General features: G+C 47.0%; 13 protein-coding genes. 8 read left to right on the top strand and 5 right to left on the bottom strand.

The window, feature by feature from the left end:
* Positions 1-186: 186 nt before the first annotated feature.
* Entirely contained in the window at positions 187-708 is a 522-nt protein-coding gene (fabZ, locus tag JGK22_RS12255) for a 3-hydroxyacyl-ACP dehydratase FabZ (protein WP_293186502.1), read from the bottom strand.
* 187 nt (positions 709-895) lie between these two features.
* The gene (gene lpxC, locus JGK22_RS12250) at positions 896-1,750 is read right to left on the bottom strand and encodes a UDP-3-O-acyl-N-acetylglucosamine deacetylase (protein ID WP_293312958.1); all 855 of its coding nucleotides are present in this window, start codon (positions 1,748-1,750) and stop codon (positions 896-898) included.
* Between lpxC and JGK22_RS12245 the strand changes: the two genes are divergently transcribed.
* Positions 1,749-1,949, top strand: coding sequence for a hypothetical protein (locus JGK22_RS12245; RefSeq protein ID WP_293198150.1), 201 nt, complete (start codon positions 1,749-1,751; stop codon positions 1,947-1,949). The two genes, lpxC and JGK22_RS12245, sit on opposite strands and share 2 nt — an antisense overlap.
* Positions 1,950-1,981: 32 nt before the next feature.
* On the opposite strand, the gene JGK22_RS12240 is transcribed toward JGK22_RS12245, so the two are convergent.
* Positions 1,982-4,447 carry a BamA/TamA family outer membrane protein gene (locus tag JGK22_RS12240; RefSeq protein ID WP_293198148.1) on the bottom strand — a complete coding sequence of 822 codons (2,466 nt, stop codon included), beginning with the start codon at positions 4,445-4,447 and terminating at the stop codon, positions 1,982-1,984.
* A gap of 591 nt (positions 4,448-5,038) precedes the next feature.
* Entirely contained in the window at positions 5,039-5,767 is a 729-nt protein-coding gene (gene purC / locus JGK22_RS12235) for a phosphoribosylaminoimidazolesuccinocarboxamide synthase (RefSeq protein WP_293186504.1), read from the bottom strand.
* Positions 5,768-6,355: 588 nt separating this feature from the next.
* On the opposite strand from purC, the gene JGK22_RS12230 reads away from it, so the two are divergent.
* The 3 genes from JGK22_RS12230 to JGK22_RS12220 all read left to right on the top strand — a co-directional run bounded on the left by JGK22_RS12230 (position 6,356) and on the right by JGK22_RS12220 (position 12,998).
* On the top strand, positions 6,356-6,787 hold the full coding sequence (locus tag JGK22_RS12230) for a response regulator (RefSeq protein WP_293186494.1): 432 nt from the start codon (positions 6,356-6,358) through the stop codon (positions 6,785-6,787).
* A gap of 228 nt (positions 6,788-7,015) precedes the next feature.
* The gene (locus JGK22_RS12225) at positions 7,016-10,456 is read left to right on the top strand and encodes a response regulator (protein WP_293312956.1); all 3,441 of its coding nucleotides are present in this window, start codon (positions 7,016-7,018) and stop codon (positions 10,454-10,456) included.
* A 232-nt stretch (positions 10,457-10,688) separates the two neighbouring features.
* Positions 10,689-12,998, top strand: coding sequence for a DNA phosphorothioation-associated putative methyltransferase (locus tag JGK22_RS12220; protein ID WP_293312954.1), 2,310 nt, complete (start codon positions 10,689-10,691; stop codon positions 12,996-12,998).
* Between the two features lie 300 nt (positions 12,999-13,298).
* Here the strand turns inward: JGK22_RS12220 and JGK22_RS12215 are convergent, their stop codons facing one another.
* Entirely contained in the window at positions 13,299-14,045 is a 747-nt protein-coding gene (locus JGK22_RS12215; protein WP_293186488.1) for a calcium-binding protein, read from the bottom strand.
* 226 nt (positions 14,046-14,271) lie between these two features.
* On the opposite strand from JGK22_RS12215, the gene JGK22_RS12210 reads away from it, so the two are divergent.
* The 4 genes from JGK22_RS12210 to JGK22_RS12195 all read left to right on the top strand — a co-directional run bounded on the left by JGK22_RS12210 (position 14,272) and on the right by JGK22_RS12195 (position 16,508).
* Positions 14,272-14,568, top strand: coding sequence for a BrnT family toxin (locus JGK22_RS12210; RefSeq protein ID WP_293203001.1), 297 nt, complete (start codon positions 14,272-14,274; stop codon positions 14,566-14,568).
* Positions 14,558-14,851: a hypothetical protein gene (locus JGK22_RS12205; RefSeq protein WP_293205848.1), complete on the top strand. Its 294-nt coding sequence runs from the start codon at positions 14,558-14,560 to the stop codon at positions 14,849-14,851. The genes JGK22_RS12210 and JGK22_RS12205 overlap by 11 nt, the downstream gene beginning before the upstream one ends.
* The gene (locus JGK22_RS12200; RefSeq protein WP_293205850.1) at positions 14,835-15,329 is read left to right on the top strand and encodes a transglutaminase family protein; all 495 of its coding nucleotides are present in this window, start codon (positions 14,835-14,837) and stop codon (positions 15,327-15,329) included. Before JGK22_RS12205 ends, JGK22_RS12200 begins: the two co-directional genes overlap by 17 nt.
* Before the next feature lie 405 nt (positions 15,330-15,734).
* Complete coding sequence (locus JGK22_RS12195) at positions 15,735-16,508, top strand: DUF2314 domain-containing protein (protein ID WP_293312952.1); 774 nt, start codon at positions 15,735-15,737, stop codon at positions 16,506-16,508.
* The last annotated feature ends 3 nt before the right edge of the window (positions 16,509-16,511 follow it).

Here is a 16,511-nt window from a genome sequence, read left to right as displayed (position 1 = left end):
TTCTTTATTAAGCTTTGTTAAATACAGAAGGCGGTTGAAACCGCTACCGACTTATCCCCATGTCTAAAGCCAGGGGCTTGCGTCTCGCTCTTTGGTCAATTGTCAGTTTTCAGTTGTCATCAGGAACAAATAAAAATTCCTCAACAACTAATAACCAATAACCAATAACCAATAACCAATAACAATTTAATCTACCATCGAAAACGTCAATTCTCCTTCACAAACTTTTTGCCCGTCCACTTCTGCAATCGCCTGCATTTTTCCGAAGCGGCGGCGTTTTACCCAGAGCAATTCTACAGTCATCAGCAACCGATCGCCCGGTACAACCTGACGGCGGAATTTGACTTTATCAATGCCGGTAAACATCCACAATCCTTGCTCAATGTCCGGTAACTGACCGAGAACCATACCGCCAACTTGAGCCATCGCTTCGACAATTAAGACACCCGGCATAATCGGTCTTCCGGGAAAATGCCCTTGAAAATGTGGTTCGTTGAAAGTCACATTTTTAATTCCTACAGCCCGCACTCCCGGCACGTAATCAACAATCCTGTCTACGAGTGCAAAAGGATAGCGGTGAGGCAATATTTTCTGGATTTCTTCGAGAGTAAAAGTAGATTTAACCGCTGGAGAATTCTCACCGTTTTCTGTGGAAACGGATTCGGAATTAGCAGTATTGAGGGTGTTAACTTCAGTCAGCGTGGACATTGCTTGAAGACTTTTGAGTGTGGTAAAAACGCGAGGGATCGCGTCTAGGTTTGTGAATTGTAACTGCTACGGACAAGCTGGAAGCTTTTCTAACTTGTCTGTAGCACGGCCTCTGTTTGGAGGAAGCATCTCAGTTTTGCTTATACAATACGCGAGCAGGGACAGCACTCAAACAAAACAATGCTGTTTACGAAAATGAGATGCTCCCAGCTTGGGAGTTCAGGGCTTTGGCAAGTTGGACGTGCAGGTTGTGACTGGCTTTGTAAGCCAAGTAATGAGCTTTTGGCAAAGTTCCCAGCAGACTGAGGTCGCCTACTAAGTCTAAGATTTTATGCCGCACTGGTTCGTTGGCAAATCTCAAGGGCGGGTTGAGCCAGCCGGATCGATCGCAAACTAGGGCGTTCTCTAGGGTACCACCTTTGATCAAACCTGCTTGTCGCAATTGTTCAACTTGGCGGGCAAGTCCAAAAGTGCGGGCTGGGGCGATCGCGCTGGCAAAACTTTCTACCTCTGGCGACCAACTGTACCATTGATTGCCGATCGCCTGTTCCTCAAAATCAATTCCGTAGCTAAACCGAGTTCGATCCGACGGTAAGGCGGCGACAAAAGCATCCCCGTTACGCACCCAAATCGGCTCAGTCAGGACGAATGAGGGATTTGGCTCTTCCTGGCATTCTTGAGGAATTAGGCCACTATGGGCGATCGCCTCTACCCAAACCAGAGCCGAACCGTCCAGCAGCGGTACTTCTGGCCCATCAACCTCAATTCGAGCATTATCCGCTCCCATGCCCACCAAAGCGCCTAATAGATGCTCTACAGTGCGAATTTGATCACCTGTCGCACCAGCCAATTCAGTAGAAAGTGCAGTCTGACAAACCGCCTCAATTGTTGCCGGAATTATCGGAGCACCGGGCAAGTCAATTCTGACAAAATAGCGGCCTTCTCCAACCGCAGCGGGCAAGACTCGGACGCGAGTTTGTTCGCCGCTGTGCAAACCAATTCCCGACACTTCAAATTTAGATTTTAAGGTACTTTGAGTCATGGAAGAAGGAAGAAGGAAGAAGGAAGAAGGAAGAAGGAAGAGGGAAGAAGGAAGAGGGAAGAAGGAAGAGGGAAGAAGGAAGAGGGGGAGAGAGGGAGAATCAGTAATTAGCGATTACCAATTACCAATTACCAATTACCTTTTCCCCAATTACCAATTACCAATTACCAATTACCAATTACCCATTACCCCTAACTAATGACTAATGACTACTGACTAATGACTCTTCAATTAGAATCGCTCGCCAATCCCAAAGTGAATTTGATTATCACCAGTGTCGTTGATACCGTAATCGATCCGGATCGGGCCTAAAGGAGATTGAATCCGCACGCCGAGGCCGTAACCGTAACCGCTACCGGGCTTTCTGCGAACACCAGCCGGGTCGCCGGGGACATCTTTGCCCGTGCCCAAATCGGTGCCTGCATCCAAAAATAGCGCTCCGCCGATAAACGAAATAATCGGGAAACGGTACTCCACGCTGCCTTCTAGGAAGCTGCGGCCGGCTCCGATTTCGCCTTCGTTGTATCCGCGCACCGAGTTGGCACCACCTAAGGCAAAGGCTTCGTAGGGAGGCAAATCTCCGAATACGGTGCCGGCTTTGAAGCTAAATGCCAGGGTTTGGGGGCCGGGGGTAAAGTTTGTGTACTTGACTGGTAGATAAAAGCTGTAGCTGGCACGCAGGCGGTTGAGCAGGATGCTGCCGGAACCTACAGGAATTGATTGTTCCATGCCAAATCTGAGCAGGGAACCGCTGGTGGGGCGGAGTGGGTCGTTGCGCCGATCGCGCACAGCACCTGCTTGAATGGTTGTCAAGTCATCGGAACCAGAGTTGCTAAAACTTAGCTGGTTGCCGAGTGCGTCCTCGGATTCGCGCCGGCCTTTGCGATCGGTAATTGAGACTCGCTGGTATTGCAAACCGAGTGAAGCTGTCCACTCAGAATCTGCAAAAGGATCGCGCGACAAGGGACGGGTAAAATTGATGCCGCCACCGGTGCGGACGATGCGGGGTCGATCGTCATTTGCCAATCTGACTTCCCTCTCGCCGCCGTCAAAAATCACGCTGATCGATCGCCTTCTAAAAATATTAGCCGTGAAAGAAGTTCGGTAAGGATCGCCCGCAATCCAGGGATCGGTAAAACTCAAGTCAAACAGGGTTTGGCGTTCCCCGATTTGTACTTCAGCCCCCAATTTTTGGTTCCTACCGTTCAAGTTTTGCTGCTGGTAACTCACCGTACCGAACAAACCCGTCGCGGAACTCAAACCCGCACCCGCAGCCAGAGAACCAGTATTTTTCTCAATGACGTTGACAATTACCCTTGCCTTGCGGGGGTCAGTCGTTCCCGGTTCCAAAGCAAGCCGCACGTCTTCAAAAATCCCCAAACCAAACACTCGCCTCAAATCTCTTTCCGCCTTGGTGCGGTTAAAGATGTCTCCCGGCTTGAGTTGTACTTCGCGGGTAATGACATAGCGGCGGGTGTTACCTCCGATCGTCTGACCGGTCGCATCCGTTGCCTCTCCCTCCTTGTTCAGGAAGCGGACATCAACGGATTCGATCTGGCCTTCTGCCACTACCAAGGTGACAGTGCCGTCGTCTGCTACTTGTGGCGCATCAGTAATTTGGCCCAAAACATAGCCGTTTTCTTGATACCAGGCATTAATTTTTTTCACTCCCTCCTCAAAGCGGCGGAGGTTGAGAATTTTGCCGTACTGATCGCGGAAGCTATCGTCAATTACGCTTTGGGGCAGCACTTGCTGACCGGTGATTGTCACTCCCCGCAGCACCGGATTTGGCTGCACGATAAAACTCACCCGCACGCCTAAGGGGGTGTCTTCCGGGACTGCACGCACGTTTCTGAAAAAGCCGGTGGCAAAAATGGCGTTGATGTCTTGTTGCAGTTGGCTGCGGTTGGTCGTGCGTCCCGGTTGGGTGCTGATGACTCGGTAAATCTCGCTTGCCAGGTCTCCGGTTGCCCCGGTAACGGTAACTTCGGCAACTAGCACTTGCGGTTCTGCTGCCCCGGCTGGTGCGGGGGCTGGTCTGGGCTGCGGTGTTCCTGGGCCCGAGGGCAATGTCGGAAGGGTGTTAGCCGGCGGTCTGGTCGGGGCCGGTCTGGTCGGGGCCGGTCTAGCCGGGGCCGGTCTGGGGGGAATTTGGGCGTTTTGGACGATCGCCCCTGATTCATCCTGGGCTGGTTTAGGAGAAACTTGGAGGTCTTGGACGATCGCCCCTGATTCGTCCTGTTTCCGAGGCTCTACGGCAACCCAGGTGGGCGAAACACCCGTCTCCGAGGGGGGGAGCGGGCTAGCCACTTGTGCCTCTGGCAGGGCATTTTGGCTGCTAGAGGCGACGGGATTGGATGCAATCTCGGGTTTGAGTTGCACCTGTGCGGGCGAAACCGGGGTTACTGGGTCTGTGACTCGGTTTGGGGGTTCGCGATCGTCTTCTCCTCTGCGAGGGGCCGCCGCTATTTTTAGGGCTGCCGCTGGGCTGCTGTTAGCGGCTGTGCGGTTTTGAGGAGAATTTTGGGTTAATTCTGGAACGGGGCGATCGGGTAATTCGATCGACGGGGCGGAAGGAACGGCAGCCAAAGCTTCCTCTGTTGATTCAGAGTAGGATGTTTGACCACTTGCCGAATTTGATAATCCGAAGGTTGCTGAGACAGTAAAAACTGCCACCAATACAGCAGATAAACGCATTTTTGTTCACTCTTTTGGGCGATCGCACACACGACATTATTTAGTCATCAGTCATTAGTCATTAGTCATTAGTCATTAGTCATCAGTCATTAGTCATTGGGCATTGTCTTTGAGCGATCCTTCAACCGCAGATGTCAGACAGATAAACACAGATAAACGCAGATGATTTCAGGGTGTTTTCCGATTTTTGCAAGAGGTCTATTAGTCATTAGTCATTAGTCATTAGTGCGAGTCTCGGAGCTCGCGAACAGCATTAGTCATGAGTCATTAGTTAACTGTCAACTGTCAACTGTCAACTGTCAACTGTTTATCTATCCCCCGCAGGGCTGTCGTAGTGTTCCCCAAATTTTAGACTAAGAGTTCAACCTCCCAGATTCATTTGTGAAGTAAATCTAAAATTTAAAATCGACTGACCGCTAAATAACCACACAAAAATAATTACATAAAGACTCCTTACTAGGCAAGAGTTTCAGTCGAAATTTCGTGTAATTAATTCGGAACTACTACTTAATTGTTGACTGTTCACCGCTGATTGCTGACATTAAAGGCAGAAGGGGTACAAACTGTGCAATTCTAGCGCATTTCCAGCCTCTATACTTTCTGAGCTAAAACCCGCTGGAGAACTTGTTGGTAAGCGCTTTCTACCGATCCCAAGTCGCGGCGGAATCTGTCTTTGTCCATCACACGGGCGTCGGGGTCAGTTTCTGCGTTGTCCCAGAGGCGACAAGTGTCGGGACTGATTTCGTCGGCGAGGATCAGATTTTGATGTTGGTCGATACCAAATTCCAGTTTGAAGTCTACCAGGGTGATGCCGCACAGGGTAAAAAATTCTTTGAGTATTTCGTTAATTTCACGGGCGGCGATCGACAGTTGCTTTACTTGTTCGGGGGTAGCTAGCTGCATTAACTGCAATCTGCCGCGGGTTAGCAGCGGGTCTCCCAGATCGTCGTTTTTGTAATAAAATTCCACCAGCGGCGGATTGATAATTGTACCGAGGGCGATTCCCGTTTGTTTGCAAAGACTACCGGCGGCAATGTTTCTGACGACGACTTCTAAGGGCAAGATGCCGACGCGGCAGACTCGCATTTGGTTGGGGGCGGGCGTGTCGATGAAGTGGGTGGGAATGCCTTTGGCTTCTAGCATCCGAAACAGGTGGGCGGATATGGCGCAGTTAATTTCGCCTTTGCCGGCGATGCTGCCGCGTTTTTGGGCGTTAAAGGCTGTGGCGTCGTCTTTGAAGTGGGTCAGCAAGATTTCGCTGTCTTCGGTGGAGTACAGGATTTTGGCTTTGCCTTCGTAGAGTTTGCGATCGGCTGACATGGCGATTAATAATATAGATGAGTTTGAGATTTTACCGTAGCTCGATCGCAAATTATACCATTTTAGATGTGAGATTTTAGATAGGGAATGCCCGATCGTGTATAGGTTTAGAGCTTACTTACCACAATACTTCGGACAGTTTTTTAACGGCCGTGTAAGCCGAGAGCGAGTAAGCCCTGCCATTTTTACGCATTTTCTGAAACTTAGGGCTGAACTTAAACATTGAAAAAATAGTCCAGCATATGGTCAGTAAGGGTTTCGGAGGCTCGACTAGATCTAAAACTGTCCGAAGTATTGTTACCAGAAAGAATTGGATTAAAGCCGGAACCCTTGTAGGGAGAAATTAAAATCAGACTATTCATTACTTCAATCCTCGGACTTCTGCGTAGAGGTCGCTCTCTGGGGGTCAACTGTCAACTGTCAACTGTCAACTGTGGAAGCCTCCAGATATATACTGCGATCGGCCCAGGCATAAATGATTCTTGACAAAGCACAATAGAGATTAGACCTGCTGGGTTCGCGATCGGTGCTGAATGAAGCTCACCATACAGACTGGCGCTTAAAAAACATCTGTAAAATGGCTGATTTATGGAAGACAAAAAAATTCATATCCTCTTGGTAGAAGATGATGAGGTGGATGTGATGAACGTCCGGCGAGCGTTCAAAAAAAATAACATTGTTAACCCCCTCTACTTGGCTGCAAACGGATTAGAAGCTCTGCATATATTGCGCCAAGAAAGCAAAACAGAGCCTGCAATGCCTCAAGCACGCCGATTGATTTTGCTCGACTTGAATATGCCGAGAATGAACGGCATCGAGTTTTTGCGAGAATTGCGGCTGGATGAAAAGTTGAAGTCGATTCCAGTGATCGTCCTCACTACTTCTAATGAAGATAGAGACAAGGTAGAAGCTTATAATTTGAATGTAGCTGGTTATATTCTTAAGCCCGTCACTTTTTCTAACTTTGTGGAAGTTATGGCTACCCTCAACAAATACTGGATGCTGAGCGAAATTCCCTAAGCCATAGAAAAGAGAACAGCAAAATTTCAAGATGGCTGTTGTGATTTTGGGAGCGGTATAGCGGTTCTCAAAAAAGTGAGGTATGCCTGCGTGCCCTATGCCCTATGCCCTATGCCCTATGCCCTATGCCCAATCGTCCGCGAATCTTTCTGAGAAAGGCTATACCTTTGTTTTAGATACTTTTGGGATGCCGCAGTTTTTTTCAGATTAATTCACAATTCGGTTGTTATGGACAAACTTATCAAAATTCTGATAGTTGATGACGATGAAGTCGATCGCATGGCGGTCAAACGCTCGCTCAAGTCTGCTCGGGTTTCGGTAGAAGTTACTGAAGCCGAAGACTGCGCCGATGCTCTGGCAAAATTATTGGTGAGGAAAAGTTCTAGTATAGCAGCGGCGAAACTCTCGCATCCAGATAAATCTCAAAAGTTAAGCGAGGTTGAGGAAACAGACAATTCGCTGCTATTAAATCAGATATTTGACTGCAAATTTGACTGCGTATTCCTAGACTACCGCTTGCCAGACGGAGACGGACTGAGTTTGGTAAAAAATGTACGGGAATCTGGGCTGAAAGTTCCGTTAATTGTACTTACCGGGCAAGGCGACGAACAAATTGCTGTGGAATTGATGAAGGCGGGAGCTTCTGATTATATCGCTAAAGGCAAGATGTCTGCTGAGAGTTTGTCGCGCAGTTTGCAGAATGCCCTTCGCGTTTACCGCGCCGAATCTCAGGCGTTTCATGCCAGTCAACAACTTAAGGAAAGCGAGGAAAGGTACAGGTTAGTTTTAGAGGGTGTAAATGACGGAATTTGGGATTGGGATTTAAGTAAAAATGAGGTTTATTGGAACGATCGCCTTTTGGAAATTATCGGTTTGCCGCGAGAGCAATTTGGCAGCACGATGGATGCTCTCTACAGCCGCCTGCACCCCGATGACAAGGACGGCATCGTCCGGGCGATCGCAGCTCATCTAGAACAAGCGATCGACTACAATGTAGAATTCCGGCTGCTGCACTCCTCAGGAGCTTACCGCTACTGCACTTCCCAGGGCAAAGCCCAGCGAAATTCCCAAGGAAAAGCGCTGCGGATGGCCGGCATGATTAGCGATATTACCGATCGCAAACAAGCCGAAGACGCGCTAGAAAGAGAACGGCAGCAACTGAAACAAATTATTACCTGCGTGCCGGTAGCAATGGCGATGTTCGATACCCAAATGCGCTATTTAGCTAACTCTCACCAATGGCTGACTCAATTTAATTTCGAGTGGCAGTCCCTGACAAATCTCAGTCATTACGAATTGTTTCCAGATACGCCAAATCGCTGGAAAATGATGTATCAAGAAGTGTTAAAGGGTGAGGTAATTTCTGTGAGCGAAGATGCTTGGGAACGAGCAGACGGCTCTGTTATATACCTGCGCTGGGCAGCTCACCCTTGGTACAATCCCGACGGCCAAGTGGGGGGAATGGTAATGGTAGCCGACAAGATTAATGAGTTGGTGGAAGCCCGAGAAACTGCCCTAGAAGCGAGCCGGGTAAAGTCGCAGTTTTTGGCGAACATGAGTCACGAAATTCGCACTCCGATGAATGGCGTTTTGGGCATGGCTCAATTGCTGCTGCGCGCTCCTCTGGAACCAAAACAGCGGGAGTCGGCTCAGACTATTTACCGCAGTGCTGAACATTTGCTGAGCGTGATTAATGATATCCTCGATTTTTCTAAGATAGAAGCCGGAGAAATGCGGCTGGAAAAGGCAGATTTTGATTTGCATAGCTGCCTGGAATCGGTGATAGAAATGGTTGCACCTTTGGCTGAGGAAAAAAATATTGAATTGAATTTTTTAATTGACAGTGCGGTGCCTAAAAAGTTGGTGGGCGACTCGGGCAGGTTGAAGCAAATATTGCTCAATTTGACGGTAAATGCGATCAAATTTACCGATCGCGGCCAAGTCTTAGTTCACGTGACGGTGAAACGGAGCAACCGATTTGCAGACGGCAGACAAGGAGAAAATTTGCTATTTTCGGTGCGCGATACTGGCATTGGAATTTCGCCGGAAGGGCAGACAAAACTGTTCCAATCTTTTTCTCAGGTAGACGCTTCTCCAACTAGGGCTTACGGAGGCACGGGTTTGGGTTTGGCTATTTGCAAGCAGTTAGTCGAAATGATGGGAGGTGCCATTGGGATTCGCAGTTTTCTCGGCAACGGTTCGACATTTTGGTTTGCTGTACCTTTGGAAAAACAGTTGCAAGTTGAGCCTCAGACTGGCGAACTTGCTCTTAAGAAGCTGTTAGTAGTCTCGGGAAGCGCTTTGAGGAGGGCGGCGGTGCGATCGCTCGCTCAAAGGTGGGGCGCCCGCTGCTACGAAGCAGAAAGCGCTGCTGCTGCTTTGACTTGGTTGAAAAATGCCAATAGTAGCATTTCTGGGCATTCAGAGGAAGGCGAAAAAAGCTGCGATGCGGTGCTGGTGGACTTGCAAATGCCGGATTTGGATGCTGAGGAATTTGCCCGGAAAGTGCGATCGACCTCGACATTTGCCTCGTTAATCGCCATGACTGCTTTGCGGGAACAGCCGAAAGCTGAAGCACTTTGCTGTCATGGTTTTAGCGGCTATTTAATCGAGCCTGTGCGGCCTTCCCGCTTGCTTGAAGCTTTGCTGGCATCGGTTAAGGGAACGGGAGAGTTTGACAGCTTGGAGGCTGCTAATACTTGCAAATTACTAGGAGTCAATTCTCGATATGTTACTCCCTATTCACCCTCATCTCTGAGAATATTGCTGGCGGAAGACCACCCGATAAATCAACAAGTTATTGTCGAACAGTTGACAGCTTTAGGCTATCATGCTGACTGCGCCTCCAACGGTCAAGAAGCGCTAGACTTGCTGGCACAAAAAAGCTATAATTTGGTGTTGATGGACTGTCAAATGCCAATACTTGACGGTTATGAAACGACAAAAAAGTTAAGGGAGCGAGAAAAGGGCGATCGGCATACTTTTGTGATTGCTTTAACGGCTCACGCTATGCCGGGAGAACGAGAAAAGTGTCTGGCGGCGGGGATGGATGATTATCTCAGCAAACCTGTAGATTTAGATACTTTGGCCATGGCGCTGAAAAAATATGAATCCCAAAATGTTGAGTTTAAAAATAAGTATGGAGTTAAAGGTATTAATTTGGTACAAAATCCTCAATTAGAAACAAATTATCCAGAAGTTTTGGAAGCAGCAATGCCTGTGGCTGTGCCGGCACCAAGGGCGATTCCCTGCGGGATAGCTTCGCTTCACGAACTTCAAGCTTGGGAACACGCAGACTGCGACGGACTGTTCGACCAAAGCAGATTGCAGCAACTCGGACAGGTTAATGTCAAATTGCCCGAGCGACTCTTGCAAGCATTTGTGGGAAACGCACAAGCTGATGTGGCTGCTGCCAAAATAGCCGCAGAAGCTAAAGATTGGTCAACTGTGGAATATCAAGCTCACCGTCTCAAGGGAACTTCTGCAAATGTGGGAGTTGCTCAGATGTCGGATTTAGCAGCACAATTGGAGCATCAGGCGCGAGGCTTTCAATCTCAACCGCCAGCTTCGGGATTGTCAACTATTGAGAGGGTTGAAAGCATATTAGCGAGTTTGTCCAGTCATTTAGCCAGAGTTCAAGAGTTTGTGGAAACTCGAATGTTTGGTTAATATTTAAGTTGTTAGATACGTCGGCAATTATAGTCGGCGATTAAAATCGCACGCCAAACAAACGATGTCCGCGACTCGACTTCGCTCGCCGAACACCTCGGCTGACTCAAGAAAACAAGGTAATTTTAACCGCACGGTCTAATTATCTTCAACCCGCGCACCATCCGGGTTTTGTCTGTATATACGCGGTTTCAACCGCCCAGTCTTTAAGAAAAAATCGATGAGTTAACCTATGACTTACGATACCGATACAAACCCTGTTTCACATAGCGAACCATTAGAAAATAATGGAGAAATTCTAACGCCTTTGATGGCTTTTGCTCGGGAAGTTTTATTACATGAAAACAATCCTCTTGCTGGGGAAAGTTATGTAAATGCTGTGCCATGTGCGCCCGAAGAAATCAATGAATTTTCTGTTGATAGTCTGGTGGCCAAAATAGCTCGGTGCTGTCGGGAAAGCAAAATAGGCAAAAAATTACCAACGGCTTTTTACGTTCACGTTTCGGCATTGTCAGCACTCAATCCTGTCTTGGTAATTTACGAAAATTGTGCCAGACGCCATCTCGAAAATATTGATGAAGCAACTTTAGTTAAGTTTTCCCTCAATCAACCTAAAATATCTTATCTTTTTTACCCCGATTTCGATACAGACGCTCACCCTGCTTTACAAACCAGCATCCAAATTAATCTGGAAACAGCGGAAGTTAAATATTTCGATTACAGCAACAGTGAAAATCCCCCGGTTTTGCACCGCAAAGAAACTTTTGTGACACCGGATTATCCCAATTACGAGAAGTTTGCTCGGCTGACTCGCTGCGAGGAAGGATGGGGACTGCTGGACAATACAAGCGCGATCGGCACTCGCGATGGTTGGCTTAAATATTTGGGATATTGCGGTGTTGAAATCCACGATCATGCTGTTGTCGAGCGTTTGAAACAGGAGAATAGCGAGTTATCAATTCCCAAGATTGAGCGGCACAAAGCTGCGATGGTACGCAACTCTATTTCTAAACCTGTGCGTCTAGTTTTGGAATCTGATTTGTTTGTTGATGGAATGACTTTTTTTGATTACGGCTGTGGCTACGGTGGCGATGTTAAATATATTGCCCAAGAGGGTTATGTTGCTGCGGGTTGGGACCCATACTATCAGCCGGATACTCCGCAAATTGGTGCGGATATTGTGAATATTGGTTATGTAATTAATGTGATTGAATCTTTGGCGGAACGCCGAGAATCTTTGCTAAATGCTTGGGAATTAACTAAGAATTTATTGGTGGTGGCGGCTCAGGTTTTGATTGATGATGGCGATAGAGGTCAAATTGCTTACGGGGATGGGGTGATCACTTCTCGCAATACTTTTCAGAAGTATTACGAGCAGGAAGAGTTGAAGGTTTATATCGATCAAGTTTTGAATGTTGATGCGATTCCTGTGGCTTTGGGAATCTATTTTGTGTTTCGGGATGCGGCGGAGGGTGAGGGTTTTCGGGCTTCTCGGTTTCGATCGCGCTTATCGACTCCCAGAGTGCGATCGCAAGTCAAGCGCTTTGAGGATTACGAGGAAATGCTGGCTCCTTTGATGGCGTTTGTGAGCGATCGCGGCCGCCTCCCGGTGAAGGGCGAATTAGCCGAAGAAGCGCCAATCAAGGAAGAATTTCACAGTTTTAACCGCGCTTGGCGGGTGATTTTGCAAGCAACGGATGCGGATGATTGGGAGACTATCGCCGACAAGCGCCGCCAGGATTTGCTAGTATATCTCGCTCTCAACGGTTTAGGCGATCGCCCTCCGATGCGGCGGCTTCCGGCTCAAATCCGCAATGACATCAAGGGTTTGTTTGACAGTTATCACAGGGCTTGCACTTTGGCAGATTTAATGCTATATAGCCTGAGCAAACCGGATATTGTGGCGGACTGTTGCGAGGATAGTGCGATCGGCTACAAACAACAGGGTTCCCTTTCGGTTCACGTCTCTGCATTAGAAGAACTAGACCCTTTATTGCGACTCTACGAAGGCTGTGCCAACCGGACAATCGGCAGACTTGACGGCGCGACAATCATCAAATTTTATGCTAATAAACCGAAAATTTCCTATTTATTTTATCCCGATTTTGATACCGATCCACATCCAGTTCTTCACACTTCCATGCACATCAATTTGCGCGGTCTTTCTGTCGGCTATCAAGACTATTCTAATTTGTCTAATCCGCCAATTTTAGTTAGAAAAGAAGCTTTTGTATCATCTAGTTATCCGCATTATCAGAAGTTTGCGAAGCTCAGTCGCCAAGAGGAAAAGTTGGGAATTTTTGATAAGTCCGGTGGATTTAAGGAGCGGGAATTGCTGAACAGTTTGGAGGAAAGTTGCGTCAAAATCAAGGGTCATCGCTTGTTTTGGCGATCGGATTCCGACCCAGAAAAATTGAAAATGCTGCAAACAACTGCGTCGGAACGTCATCAGCAAAAGATTGAGGTTAATGCGGGAAAGAGTGAAGGAACCGCAGAGGACACAGAGAGCACAGAGGATGGAAAAGAAGAGGGAGAGGAATAGGAATAGTCATGGAAACGGAGTATAATTTTAGTCGAAATGAGGAGACGGCTTGGCCTTAGTCCCTACAATTAATCACGGTAGGGACTAAGGCCAAGCCGTCTCCTCTTATCATTCCGGTGTAACCGGAATTGATATGACATCGGTGCAACCGGAATTGATATGACATCGGTGCAGAGATTCAAGAATATGCCGCAAACAACCCGGTTTCCGATCAAAACCCTACATCAAATCAAGAGATATTGACGAAACCGGGTTGTTTATCCCAGCGGATAAGTTCCTAAGTAGATGAGCAACCAAGTCCTAAATACTGATGAAATTTTCTGCTGTCAGGCTGGCTGGTGTAATTTGAGATTGTCCTGTTTGTAGATTATTCACACGAGCGATCGTCCGCCCCGTTGATCTGAGTGTAATCAGTAGATCGCGATCATTGTTAATAGCGATTGCTCCTGACCACGGAGCAAACTGTCTGTCAAGTAAATCATTATTTGCCCGATTATTAGCAACCTCTCTTGGTATAGTTGAGATTTGTAGGTCGTTGAACGATAAACCACCGCCAAGAGCAATCTTGTCTTCACCGAGAACGAAGTCAAATAAGTGATCGAAAGAGTTGGTAGCTAGCTCATTTTGAACCACAAAGGTGTCTCGTCCGGGGCCACCTGTCAAAATGTCAAACCCCCCATCACCAGACAAGAAATCGTCTCCATCACCTCCAGAGATCCGATCGTTGTCTCGTCCGCCAAACATTCGATCGTCACCTCGATCGCCCGTCAGATCGTCTGTGCCAAGATTGCCGAAAATCAAGTCGTTATCCAATCCCCCGGAGAGCTCATCTCCATCTTGGCCACCATAGATCGTATCGGAACCTGCCCCGCCCCGTAGCGTGTCACGGCCAAGATTCCCGAACAGCTCATCATTGCCACCAAAGCCATTGATGAAGTCATTGCCACCGAGGCCAAAGGTGCGACGACCATTATCAGTGTCAGTGATAACATCATCACTATCCGTACCCTGTGCATTGGGGTCAGCAGAAATGTTGATCCGAGCCATTATTTCTCAATTGTTTAAGGTTGAACGGATACATCCTAACCGATTCGGTGGACGAACCAAGACATCTGTACGATCGCAGGAATCGCCAATGCCGATCGTGGTTCAAGTCTTTGAAGGAGGCAACGTAGAACTCCGCAAAGTAAATATGGTCTAAGAAATCACTGCACCAGACCGTACTATGATAACGTATTGACATTGTAAATACATTTTACCTATACTAAGGAGTATGAATGTATACTTCGTGCTCAATGGCATTACCTTTGTATGGGATGACGGAAAAGCGCGGATTAATCCCCTAAATCATGATGGGATTACTTTTCAACAAGCTGCTGAATCCTTCTTTGACCCATTTCTAGTTGTCGTTGATGCCAGCCGCAATGACGAAGCGCGTGATGCTGTGATTGGGCTAGATAGTCGGTGGAATCTATTGTATGTGGTTCACATTGAGCGTGAAGAGAATGTCATTCGGATTATTTCAGCACGTAAAGCAACTCGTCAAGAGAGGGCAGAGTATGAAAGTTGAAGCATTAAAGCAGCGATTAAACCGCAACCGTCCAATGACTAGCGTGACTATCCGTATGCCCGAAGATGTTGTGGAAGACCTGAAGAAAGTTGCACCATTGTTAGGTTTTTCGGGTTATCAGCCATTAATTCGTGCTTATATTGGTCAAGGTTTGCGCGTTGATTTAGAACGATTTGAGAGCGAGACAGTGACAGCCCTAGTCGCAAGTTTGAAGCGTCGAGGTGTCAGTGATGCAGTGATTGATGAGGCATTAAACGAAGTCATTCATGCTAAATCCTGTTAATAGAGTAATAGTCATGGAAATGGAAGAATACTTAAAAGTGAGTGAATTTATTGATTGGCAACATCCCAAAATTATGGAATGTGCTAAACAAATCGCATCGGGACATGAGACACCAACGGCGATCGCCAAAGCGTGTTTTGAGTGGGTTCGAGATGAAATTCGTCACAGTTATGACTATCAAATGAGTCCTGTTACCTGTCGAGCTTCCGATGTTCTTCAGCACAAAACAGGTTATTGTTATGCGAAAAGTCACTTGTTAGCAGCGTTACTAAGAGCAAATGACATTCCGGCCGGTCTTTGTTACCAGCGGTTGAGTATTGACGATCGAGGTGCGCCTTACTGTTTGCACGGTTTCAATGCTATCCATTTACCTGAAGTTGGCTGGTATCGGGTTGATGCCAGAGGTAATAAAGAAGGAGTCAACGCTCAATTCACTCCACCTCAGGAACAGTTAGCGTTTAAGATTCAGTTTCCATAAGAGGCGGATTTTCCAGCCATATTCTCAAAGCCACTTCAAGTCGTTATAGAAGCATTACAAGGACAGAATAAATGGGATGATATGCCTCGCAATCTCCCAGACATTTCGTTGGAGTCTGCGAAGAGTTATGGTTTGTGGTGATATAAGCTGTTACGCATTTAAATCACTAACGAGGCCTGTAGGGTGCGTCAGCTCGATCGCTTATTAAGCAAGGGAAACGCTGCGGGCTGACGCACCCTACAATACTGTCGATCTCGTTTGTGCAAAGTGTTCAAACTCAACAGGAGAACTGGCTGAGTTATCTGGATAGTGAGATTGTTAGTGCGATCGGATATACTGAATCAAGTTTGAAAAATTAACTACGATCGCCTTTCATTCCAAAAACAATCAACTACGGAGTGGTAAATGAGTCAAAATATTTATCGATTTGAGGGTGATGACCCAGATATAAATCTTGCTAGCAAGAAGGCACGCGAATCATTTAAATATTTTTGGCGTGAGTTGTCATGGGAAAGGCGGCGAATAATTCCTGGGCTTGATATAAGTGCAGTAAAACTTGGATTTCCGACTGGAAAGATGACAGATTCTGCACCATCAGTTGAACATATGTGGATAGAGAATGTTAACTTTGATGGTCTGAAAGTTAGTGGAGATTTATTGAACGATCCGAGATGGATAGATGGAATTGGATCGGGCGACTCGATCGTGATGGGCTTCAATGATATTGATGATTGGATATATTCTATTAATGGGATAGTTTATGGTGCATATACTGTTAATGCAATACGCCTTAAAATGAATAGCGATCAAAGGCGTGTACATGATGATGCCTGGGGTTTGGAATTCGGCGATCCGAGAGAAATCCAAATTGTTCCTGATAGCTATTTAAATAAAGAGTCAAGAAATAAGGATGAATATGAAATCGGCGAACATCCCATGAGTGAGAATATGACAGTGAAATTTGATTGTGAATTCAGTGAAAATTCTGAGATTGTCCATCAAATTGATGAAAATGGCTGGACTATGCTGCAATATGAGGCATTGGCTGGCAACTTAACTCCTGTTAAATTATTACTAAAATATGGAGCCGATAAGATGATTAAGAATCCGGATGGGTTTACAGCGATTGATTTGGCAGAAGTCATGAAATGGGATCAAATTGCTGATGTTCTAAGATGATTT

This window comes from Microcoleus sp. PH2017_08_TRC_O_A, from assembly GCF_020738665.1.
Classification (GTDB): Bacteria; Cyanobacteriota; Cyanobacteriia; order Cyanobacteriales; family Microcoleaceae; genus Microcoleus.
The sequence above is the reverse complement of the archived record's forward strand: the minus strand, read 5'-3'. Positions and strand labels throughout refer to the sequence as shown.

Bases quoted from the DNA above. Each gene is read 5' to 3' on its own strand.
- fabZ (WP_293186502.1), bottom strand. From the start codon at position 708: ATGTCCACGCTGACTGAAGTTAACACCCTCAATACTGCTAATTCCGAA.
- JGK22_RS12245 (WP_293198150.1), top strand. From the start codon at position 1,749: ATGGAAGAAGGAAGAAGGAAGAAGGAAGAAGGAAGAAGGAAGAGGGAA.
- lpxC (WP_293312958.1), bottom strand. From the start codon at position 1,750: ATGACTCAAAGTACCTTAAAATCTAAATTTGAAGTGTCGGGAATTGGT.
- JGK22_RS12240 (WP_293198148.1), bottom strand. From the start codon at position 4,447: ATGCGTTTATCTGCTGTATTGGTGGCAGTTTTTACTGTCTCAGCAACC.
- purC (WP_293186504.1), bottom strand. From the start codon at position 5,767: ATGTCAGCCGATCGCAAACTCTACGAAGGCAAAGCCAAAATCCTGTAC.
- JGK22_RS12230 (WP_293186494.1), top strand. From the start codon at position 6,356: ATGGAAGACAAAAAAATTCATATCCTCTTGGTAGAAGATGATGAGGTG.
- JGK22_RS12225 (WP_293312956.1), top strand. From the start codon at position 7,016: ATGGACAAACTTATCAAAATTCTGATAGTTGATGACGATGAAGTCGAT.
- JGK22_RS12220 (WP_293312954.1), top strand. From the start codon at position 10,689: ATGACTTACGATACCGATACAAACCCTGTTTCACATAGCGAACCATTA.
- JGK22_RS12215 (WP_293186488.1), bottom strand. From the start codon at position 14,045: ATGGCTCGGATCAACATTTCTGCTGACCCCAATGCACAGGGTACGGAT.
- JGK22_RS12210 (WP_293203001.1), top strand. From the start codon at position 14,272: ATGAATGTATACTTCGTGCTCAATGGCATTACCTTTGTATGGGATGAC.
- JGK22_RS12205 (WP_293205848.1), top strand. From the start codon at position 14,558: ATGAAAGTTGAAGCATTAAAGCAGCGATTAAACCGCAACCGTCCAATG.
- JGK22_RS12200 (WP_293205850.1), top strand. From the start codon at position 14,835: ATGCTAAATCCTGTTAATAGAGTAATAGTCATGGAAATGGAAGAATAC.
- JGK22_RS12195 (WP_293312952.1), top strand. From the start codon at position 15,735: ATGAGTCAAAATATTTATCGATTTGAGGGTGATGACCCAGATATAAAT.